General features: G+C 75.2%; 8 protein-coding genes. All 8 read right to left on the minus strand.

Going from position 1 to position 9174, the window contains the following annotated elements; genetic code table 11:
* Nucleotides 1-90: 90 nt before the first annotated feature.
* The 8 genes from FRAAL_RS22790 to mihF all read right to left on the minus strand — a co-directional run bounded on the left by FRAAL_RS22790 (nt 91) and on the right by mihF (nt 9114).
* The gene (locus tag FRAAL_RS22790) at nt 91-1584 is read right to left on the minus strand and encodes an RsmB/NOP family class I SAM-dependent RNA methyltransferase (RefSeq protein ID WP_011606319.1); all 1494 of its coding nucleotides are present in this window, start codon (nt 1582-1584) and stop codon (nt 91-93) included.
* Complete coding sequence (fmt, locus tag FRAAL_RS22795) at nt 1581-2576, minus strand: methionyl-tRNA formyltransferase (protein WP_011606320.1); 996 nt, start codon at nt 2574-2576, stop codon at nt 1581-1583. Before fmt ends, FRAAL_RS22790 begins: the two co-directional genes overlap by 4 nt.
* A gap of 201 nt (nt 2577-2777) precedes the next feature.
* A complete protein-coding gene (locus tag FRAAL_RS22800) occupies nt 2778-4853 on the minus strand; it encodes a primosomal protein N' (RefSeq protein WP_083866891.1) in 2076 nt (691 codons plus the stop codon).
* A gap of 123 nt (nt 4854-4976) precedes the next feature.
* Nucleotides 4977-6173 carry a methionine adenosyltransferase gene (gene metK / locus FRAAL_RS22805; RefSeq protein WP_011606322.1) on the minus strand — a complete coding sequence of 399 codons (1197 nt, stop codon included), beginning with the start codon at nt 6171-6173 and terminating at the stop codon, nt 4977-4979.
* Nucleotides 6174-6214: 41 nt separating this feature from the next.
* The gene (coaBC, locus tag FRAAL_RS22810; protein ID WP_041940887.1) at nt 6215-7522 is read right to left on the minus strand and encodes a bifunctional phosphopantothenoylcysteine decarboxylase/phosphopantothenate--cysteine ligase CoaBC; all 1308 of its coding nucleotides are present in this window, start codon (nt 7520-7522) and stop codon (nt 6215-6217) included.
* A 25-nt stretch (nt 7523-7547) separates the two neighbouring features.
* Nucleotides 7548-7832, minus strand: coding sequence for a DNA-directed RNA polymerase subunit omega (gene rpoZ / locus FRAAL_RS22815; protein ID WP_009742799.1), 285 nt, complete (start codon nt 7830-7832; stop codon nt 7548-7550).
* A 152-nt stretch (nt 7833-7984) separates the two neighbouring features.
* Entirely contained in the window at nt 7985-8530 is a 546-nt protein-coding gene (gene gmk / locus FRAAL_RS22820) for a guanylate kinase (RefSeq protein ID WP_011606324.1), read from the minus strand.
* A 245-nt stretch (nt 8531-8775) separates the two neighbouring features.
* Nucleotides 8776-9114, minus strand: coding sequence for an integration host factor, actinobacterial type (gene mihF / locus FRAAL_RS22825; RefSeq protein WP_011606325.1), 339 nt, complete (start codon nt 9112-9114; stop codon nt 8776-8778).
* Nucleotides 9115-9174: the final 60 nt, after the last annotated feature.

A 9174-nucleotide genomic window follows, 5' to 3' on the forward strand; every position in this document is an offset into this window, starting at 1 on the left:
GCAACCTTCGCGTTCGGACCCTCGGCCGCGCGCCGGGCCCAGGTCGGGCAGCCGGCGGTCGGTGGGCAGGCGCCTGCCCACCGGGCGGGCTCAGTCCGGGTTGCGGCGCAGCAGCGCCACGAACATCGCGTCCGTGCCGTGCCGGTGCGGCCAGAGCTGGACGAACGGGCCGGATCCGAGCCCGTCGACCTCCGGCAGCCCGAGCCGGGCGTCGAGCACGGAGACATCCACCCGTTGCCCGGTCACCTGGCGGACCACCTCCACGGTCTCCGCCGGATGCGGGGAGCAGGTCGCGTAGGCGACCACCCCGCCGGGCCGGACCAGGTCCAGCGCGGCGACGAGCAGGGCGCTCTGCAACGGCACGAGGGCGGCCAGGTCGCCGGGGATGCGCCGCCAGCGGGCCTCCGGACGGCGCCGCAGCGCCCCGAGCCCGGTGCAGGGGACGTCGACGAGCACCCGGTCGGCGCTGCCCGCCGGCAGCGGGGCCGCCCGCCCGTCCGCGCGCACCACCCAGGCCCGCGGCTCCCCCGCCAGCGACCGGGCCACCAACCCGGCCCGGGTCGCCCGCGGTTCCAGCGCGAGCAGCGTCGCGCCGGAACCCGGCGCCGCGAGGCCTGCGGGCGCCGCGGGCTGCGACGAGAAGCCGGGCCCGCCGCCCGAGCGGTCGGTGAGCAGCCCGGCGAGCAGCGCAGCCTTACCGCCCGGACCGGCGCACAGGTCGACGGTCAGCCCACGGTCCCGGCCGACCGTGGGCGTGCGGGCCAGGGCGAGCGCGACCAGCTGGCTGCCCTCGTCCTGCACCGCGGCGGCCCCGGACGCCACCGCAGGCAGCCGCGCGGGATCGCCGCCGTCGAGGCGCACCGCGTACGGCGAGTAGGGCCCGGCGGCCGCGTCGAGCCCCTCCTCGGCGGCCTCGGCGAGCAGGCGGTTCTGGTCGGTGCGGCCCGGCCGGGCGACCAGGTGCACCGCGGGCCGGGTGTCGTCGGCGACGAGCGCGGCGCGGGTCTCGTCGAGGTCGTCCCCGAGCGCCTCCGCCACCACCTCGACGATCCAGCGCGGGTGAGTCGTCACCACCGCCAGGTGGCCGATCGGGTCGGTCTCGAAGCGGGGAGCGCCGAGCAGGGTGGCGAGGTCCCCGCCCGTCTCCGCGATCCGGGTGGCCACCCGACGCAGCACCGCGTTCGCGAACCGGACCGGACGCTCGCCGCTGGTCGCCCGGACCAGGTCCACGGTGCTGGCCACCGCGGCGCGGGCGGGCACCCGGGTGCGCAGCAGTTGATAGGCGCCGAGCCGTAGCGCGTCGCGCAGCGGCGGGTCGATGTCGTGCACGGGCCGACTCGTCGCCGTGTCGAGCAGACCGTCGAGGGTGCCCTGGGCGCGCAGCGCACCGTAGGCGAGCTCGGTGACGAAGCCGCGATCGCGGGCCGGCAGGCCGCTGCCGGCGAGCAGCGACGGCAGGAGCAGGTTCGCGTACGAACCACGCTCGTCGACCGCGCGCAGCACCTCCCAGGCCAGCAGACGGGGGCGGTCGACGGCGGCGGGCGGGCGGGCCCCGCGGGTGCCCGGTGATCCGGCCGGGCTCACGGGGCTCCCCCGGCACCGGCCGGACTCCCCGCCGCCGAGACCCGCTCCGCCGGGGCGTGCAGGAGGTCGTCGTCGGTCAGCCGGGCCCCTCGGGCCCAGTCGGCGGCCTTCATTGGTCCGCGGCCCTCCGGCCGCACCTCGTCGAGCAGCACCGGCGCCGTCCCGGTGCCCACGGCGACGGCGCCGTCGGCAAGCGCCACCAGCCGGCCCGGCGCCAGCTCGTCCGGCACGTTCTGCGCCCCGAGACGCACCGGGCCGATCTTGATCCGCCGGTCCCGGAACACCGTCCAGGCTCCGGGGGCGGGCGCCGCCGCCCGGGTCAGCCGGTCCACGGCGACCGCCGGCAGGGTCCAGTCGATCAACGCGTCCTGGGCGGTCAGCTTCGGCGCGAACGACACCCCCTCGGCGGGCTGGGGCACCGCCTGCAGGGTCCCGTCATCGATGCCGTCCATGACCGCGGCGAGCAGGTGCGCCCCGGAGTCCGCGAGTCGGTCGAGCAGGTCACCGGAGGTGTCGGTGGGGCGGACCCGCTCGGTGACGACGCCGAACACCGGCCCGGAGTCCATCGCCGGTTCGATCTGGAACACGCTGGCGCCGGTGAGATCGTCACCGGCGAGCACCGTTCGCTGCACCGGGGCCGCGCCGCGGTAGGCCGGCAGCAGCGAGAAGTGCAGGTTCACCCAGCCGTGACGGGGGATCGCGAGCGCCTCCCGGGGCAGCAGGGCGCCGTAGGCGACGACCGGGCAGCAGTCCGGCGCCAGATCGGTGAGCGCCGCGAGGAAGTCCGGGTCACGCGGCCGCTCCGGACTGAGCACCGGGATGCCGGCCTCGTCGGCGAGCAGGTGTACGGGCGGTGGCTTGATCTTCCGACCTCGACCGGCGGGCCGGTCGGGACGGGTGACGACCGCGACCACCTCGTGGCGTGGGCTGTCGATCAACGCCCGCAGGCTGGGCAGGGCGACCGCCGGTGTGCCGGCGAAAACAAGACGCATACGCGAGCACCGATCCGCCGCGACGCCGTGCGGACGCCGCAGCCGTCTACAGGGGCAGGGGAGCTGTCCGGCCAGGCCGGGGAGGTCCGCCGGCACCCAGGACGGGAACGGGCGGCATCCTCGGGCCTGCCGCCGCCCGACCGTACCGCGGACGACCACCACTGTGACGGACGGTCGGCCCCAGCCGCGATCGGGCCGCGGTCAGCCGATCACGAGCGGGTCGAGCTGGACGCGCAGGCCAGCCGTGCTGCGGCGGGCCCCGAGGACGCCGCGGGCCTCGTGCAGGGCGGCGGCGAGCGCCGCGCCGCGCTCGCGGGGCACCCGGATGAGCAACCGCTCGATCTCGCCTGCCTCGTCCGGGCCAGCGCCGCCCCGGCCGCCGGCCGGGGTCGGTGCCGCCCGGGCGGGGGGCGGCACCGGCACGGGGCCCAGCAGATCGGCCCCTTCGGGCAGGCGGGTCACCGCGAGCAGCTCGGCGACGGCCGCGGCACCGCCCTCCACGGTGGCCATCCGGGTCGCCGGCGGGAAGCCGAGTTCGGCGCGCTCGTCGGCCTCCCGGGCGGCGAAGGTCGCGGGATCCCAGCGAATCAGGGCCTGCACGACCGGCAGCCCGGCGTCGGCCGACACGATGACCCGCCCGCCCTGTGGCGCCGGGCGGGCCAGCGCCGCCGCCGCCGCCCAGCGCCGCAGGGCCGTCTCGGCGGCCCGCAGGTCGGGACGGCCGAGCAGGGCCCAGCCGTCGAGCAGGAGCACGGCGCCGTAGCCGCCGGCCGCGACCGGCTCGGCGCCGGGGGTGGAGATGACGAGCGCCGGCTCGGCGGGAACGGCGGCGAGCACGCCGTCGCGCCCCGAGGTCCGCACGGGCACGTCGGGGAAGGCCCGGCCCAGCTCCTCGGCGGTGCGCCGATCCCCCGTCACCGAGGCCCGCAGCCGCACGCTCGAACACGACGGGCATCGCCAGACCGACGCCCCGACCGGGCCGTCCGGGGCGGCGGGCACCGGTCGTCCGCACCACCGGCAGGTCAGCAGGCCGGCGCCGGAGGAGCGGCCCAGCGGACCCTGGCAGTGCCGGCAACGGGCGGGACGCCGGCAGTCCGCACACGCCAGCGAGGGGTGGTAGCCGCGCCGGGGCACCTGGACCAGCACCGGGGCGCCGGCCGCCAGGGCCTGGCGGGCCGTGCGGACCGCGAGCGACGGCAGCCGAGCGGCGCGGGCGGCCGGATCGCGGGCGTACTCGTGGTCCGAGCCGGTCGCCTCGACCCGGGGGGCGAGCGCCCGGACCTCGGGCAGGGGCAGCACCAGCGGATGGGCCCAGCCGCCGCGCACGAGCGCCTCGGCCTCCGTCGTCGGACAGAAGCCGCCGATCAGCAGGGCGCAGCCGTCCTGGCGCGCGCGCAGCACGGCGACGTCGCGGGTGTGCGGGTAGGGGGCCAGCGGCTCGGCGTGCAGATCGTCCCCGTCGTCCCAGACGACCAGCAGACCGAGGTCGGCGACGGGGGCGAAGACCGCGGAACGGGTGCCCACGACGACCCGCGCCTGGCCGCGACTAACCGCGAGGAAGGCGCGGTAGCGGCGGGACGGGCCGAGGTCGGCCCGCAGGACGACGGTGGTCTCCCGCCCCACGACCTCGACCAGCGCGGCCTCGACCCGGTCGACGTCGCGATGGTCGGGCACGACGACGACCGCCCCACGGCCCGATCGCACCGTGGCGCCGACCGCGGCGGCGATCATCGACGGCCAGGCGGGGCCGGGCGGCGCCCACCACACGGCGCGCGACGATCGGCCCGCGGCCAGCGCGGCGAGCATCGAGGGCCCGGCGGGATAGCGTGCCCATTCCTCCGGCCGCTCGCCGGGGGCAACGTCACCCGCCGGCGCCGAGGGCACAGCCGCACTCTCGGTGCGGCCGTGGCGGGGTGGCACGGCGAGGCGAAGGACGTCGGCCAGCGTGCCGGCGTAGCGGTCCGCCACGGCGCGGGCGAGCCGGGCGATCGACTCGGACAGGACGGGCTCCGGCGAGACCGACCGCTCCAGCGGGGCCAGCCGGCCCGGATGCTCCGAGGCGGCCCGCCGTTCCAGGACGAAACCGTCCACCTGCCGGCCGGCGAAGCGGACGCGGACCCGGGAGCCGGGCACGGCCGCCGCGGCGAGATCGGCCGGAACGAGGTAGTCGAAGGGACGGTCGAGGTGGGTCAGCGGGGTGTCGACCGCGACCCGGGCCACCGGCAGCTCCGCGGCCGGCGGGGAAACGCCGGGGGTCGTGGCGGGCTGCTCGGTCATGAGGGCATTAGTACCAGGCACCTCCGACAGGACCGACCGCCGGGAAAGCGGAGGCCGGGCCGGTCCACGCGGCGCGGACCGGCCCGGCCTCCCGGGTCGTGCCAGGAACGGGCGGGCGGAGTGTCAGCCCTTGACGGCGCGCTGGAGCGCCTCGGCGCGCGAGGTGGACTCCCAGGTGAAGTCGAGCTCGGGGCGACCGAAGTGCCCGTAGGCGGCGGTCTGGGCGTAGACCGGGCGCAGCAGGTCCAGGTCGCGGATGATGGCGGCCGGGCGCAGGTCGAACACCTGGGTCACGGCGTCCTGGATCTGCTCCTCGGGGACCGTTCCGGTGCCGAAGGTCTCGACGAACAGGCCGACCGGGTGCGCCTTGCCGATGGCGTAGGCGACCTGCACCTCGCAGGCGCTGGCGAGGCCGGCGGCGACGACGTTCTTGGCGACCCAGCGCATGGCGTAGGCGGCCGACCGGTCGACCTTGGACGGGTCCTTGCCGGAGAAGGCGCCGCCGCCGTGGCGGGCGTAGCCGCCGTAGGTGTCGACGATGATCTTGCGGCCGGTCAGGCCGGCGTCGCCCATCGGGCCGCCGATCTCGAAACGGCCGGTCGGGTTGACCAGCAGGCGGCGGCCCTCGGTGGAGATCTCGAGCAGGGCCAGCTCCGGCTCGACGACGTACTCGGCGATGTCGGGCGCGAGCAGCGTGTCGAGGTCGATGTCGGCGGCGTGCTGGGTGGAGACGACGACCGTGTCGAGGCGGACGGGCTTGCCGTCGGCGTACTCGATGGTGACCTGGGTCTTGCCGTCCGGACGCAGGTAGCCGACCTGGCCGTCCTTGCGGACCGCGGACAGCCGCCGGGCGAGGCGGTGCGCCAGCGCGATCGGCAGCGGCATGAGCTCGGGGGTCTGGTCGCAGGCGAAGCCGAACATCAGGCCCTGGTCGCCGGCGCCCTGACGGTCGAGCTCGTCCTCGCTGGACCCCTCGACGCGGGTCTCGTGGGCGGTGTCGACGCCCTGGGCGATGTCCGCGGACTGCGCGCCGATGGAGACGCTGACCCCGCAGGAGGCCCCGTCGAACCCCTTCTTGGACGAGTCGTAGCCGATCTCCAGGATGCGCTCGCGGACGACCGCGGCGATGTCGACGTAGGTCTTGGTGGTGACCTCACCCGCGACGTGCACCTGGCCCGTCGTGATGAGCGTCTCCACCGCGACCCGGCTCTTCGGATCGTCCTTGATCATGGCATCGAGGATCGAGTCGCTGATCTGGTCAGCGATCTTGTCCGGATGTCCCTCGGTGACGGACTCGGACGTGAACAGGCGCGTCGCCACTGGTCTAACCCCCTGGGAGATCCGGTTGATTCCGACGAAGCTTACCGAGGCGTCCGCACGGGTACCCGCACTGCCTCGCTGGACGTTCCGTCCCCGTGACCGATCGGGAACTCCACCACGAGGTCGAGGATCCGGTGCGCGACCAGATCCTTGCTCGACCGTTCGATGGTTGTCTCCCGCCCGTCGGCCGCCAGGACCACCGCGGCGTTGTCCGCCACCTCGAACCCGAGGCCGGCGCCGACCTGGTTGACGACGAGGAGGTCGACGGGCTTGCGGGCGAGTTTCGCCCGCGCGTGGTCGAGAACCCCTCCGTCGGGACCGCCCGTCTCGGCGGCGAAACCGACCAGGAGCTGCCCCGGACGACGGTTCGCCACCAACTCGGACAACACGTCAGGGTTTCGCACCAGAGCAATGGAGTCGGGCGCCGCGGATTCTTTCTTAATCTTGTACGCCTGCGTCGCCTGCGGCCGGAAATCGGCGACCGCGGCCGCCATCACGACGACATCCGCGGACGGCGCCACCTCGTGCACCCGCTCCCGCAACTCGGCCGCCGAGGTGACCGCGACTGTGCGCGCCCCGGCCACCTCGGGCAGGGCGACGTTGGCCGCGACCACCGTCACCGCGGCCCCGCGGGCGAGCGCCGCCCGCGCCACCGCGTAGCCCTGCCGCCCGCTGGAGGCGTTGCCGAGGAAACGGACCGGATCGAGATACTCCCGGGTACCCCCGGCGGTGACCAGCACGTGCCGGCCGGCGAGGTCCGGGCGGACGCCGTCGGCCCCGCGGGCGAGCACCGCCATGCCGAGCGCGGCGATCTCCGCCGGCTCGGGCAGCCGGCCCGGCCCCGAATCGGCGCCGGTCAACCGGCCGACGGCCGGGTCCAGCACCACCGCGCCCCGGGCCCGCAGCGTGGCCACGTTCGCCCGGGTGGCCGGATGCTGCCACATCTCGGTGTGCATCGCCGGGGCGAAAACCACCGGGCAGGTGGCCGTCAGCAGGGTTCCGGTGAGCAGGTCGTCCGCCCGCCCGGCGGCCGCGCGGGCCATCAGGTCCGCGGTCGCCGGGACGACGAGGACGAGATCGGCCTCCCGCCCGATGCGGACGTGGGCGACCTCGTCGGCGTCGCTCCAGACGTCGGTCGCGACCGGGTTGCCGGACAGCGCCGCCCAGGTCGTCTCCCCGACGAACCGCAGCGCGGACGGCGTGGGCACCACCCGGACCTCGTGCCCGGACTCGGTGAACCGGCGCAGCACCTCGACCGCCTTGTAGGCGGCGATGCCCCCGGCCACGCCGAGCACGACCCGGGGCCGCCGGGCCGGGGCGCCCGCGGCGCCGGTGGGCTCGTCGGTCACGGCCGGCTCGTCGGTCACGGCCGGGTCAGGCGACCGGCGGGAGGCTGTCGGAGACCGTCTCGTGGGTGAGCAGGCCGGCGTTGATCTCGCGGAGCGCGATCGACAGCGGCTTCTCCTGGGCGTTGGTCGTCTCGACCAGCGGCCCGACGTACTCCAGCAGGCCCTCGCCGAGCTGCGAGTAGTAGGCGTTGATCTGGCGAGCCCGCTTGGCCGCGTAGATGACCAGGCTGTACTTCGAGTCGGTGGCCTCGAGCAGCTCGTCGATCGGCGGGTTGGTGATGCCTTCGGGGTGGGCTACGGTTCCGGCCACGATGTCCTTCCGGGGTGAGCGTCCGGGGCGGCGGCCGCCGTCCGGACCGTGCTCCCGCGCACAGGGTTGCATGCGCAGGCCGCCAAGCCGCCTGCGCCCGGGTTCAGGCGCGTGAGGTGCGGCTTCGCGGCGCGGTACGAGGAGACCCGCACCTAGGAGCCGATCATCAATGCTACCAACCGCGCGGCCGCGGCCCGCACATCGTCGTTGACGACCACGTGGTCGAACTCCGTCTCGGCCGCCAGCTCGATGCGAGCCCGGTCCAACCGGCGGGCGATGACCTCGGGTGACTCGGTCCCCCGGCCGGTCAGCCGCCGGACCAGCTCCTCGAACGTCGGTGGCGCGAGGAAGACGAACCGGGCGTCGGGCATCGCCGAACGCACCTGGCGGGCCCCGAGCAGCTCGATCTCCAGCAGGCACGGGACGCCGGCGGCGAGCCGTTCCCGCAGGGGACCCCGCGGGGTGCCGTAGGCGTGCCCGGCGAACATCGCGTGCTCGACGAACTCGCCGGCCTTGACCATCCGGGCGAACTCCTCGGCGTCGACGAAGTGATACTCGACGCCGTCGGTCTCCCCGGGCCGGGGAGCCCGGGTGGTCGCACTGACCGAGACCCAGACCTCGGGATGACGCTCGCGGACGGCCGCGACGACCGTTCCCTTCCCGACGCCGGACGGCCCGGACAGCACTGTGAGACCCACGGCCCCAACCCTAGGGCCTCCGGGACGGCTGCCGCACAGCGGTCATCCGGCCGCGGATGGCCCAGGATGGGACTTGTTTCCCATGGACTTTCGGATCGGGGGCCGGTAAAGAATTCGGCCCCCGATCCGCTCGGAAGGTACCGCGGCTTCGCCGGAAGAACGTGAGTGAGACCACTCACCCGACGACGCCGCGTCCCGCCAAGGCCCTGTTCCGGTTGCCGGAGTGGATTTCCCACTCCACCGGATCAGGCCGTTCCGAACTCCTCGAGGAGCGCGGCGCGCTGCTTCGCGCCGAGCCCTCTCAGCCGGCGGGTCGGACTGATCCCGAGCCGTTCTCGGATCTTCTGGGCGCGCACGCGCCCAACTCCGGGAAGCGACTCCAGAACAGCCGAAACCTTCATCTTGCCGACGACCTCATCGATCTTGCCGACGACCTCATCGGCCTCGGCCTGTTCCAAGACGGCGGCCAGAGTGGTCTCCGCCTTCTTCAACCGCTCCTTGAGTTCCGCGCGCTGCTTACGAGCCAGCGCGGCTTTCTCGAGGGCGGCGGCCCTCTGCTCGGGCGTTAGGGGCGGCAGGGGCACGGGTACGCCTCCTCAATTCGGTGATCGCGCCGCGCAAACTAGCGAGGAAGTGGCTCCTCG

This window comes from Frankia alni ACN14a, from assembly GCF_000058485.1.
Classification (GTDB): Bacteria; Actinomycetota; Actinomycetes; order Frankiales; family Frankiaceae; genus Frankia; species Frankia alni.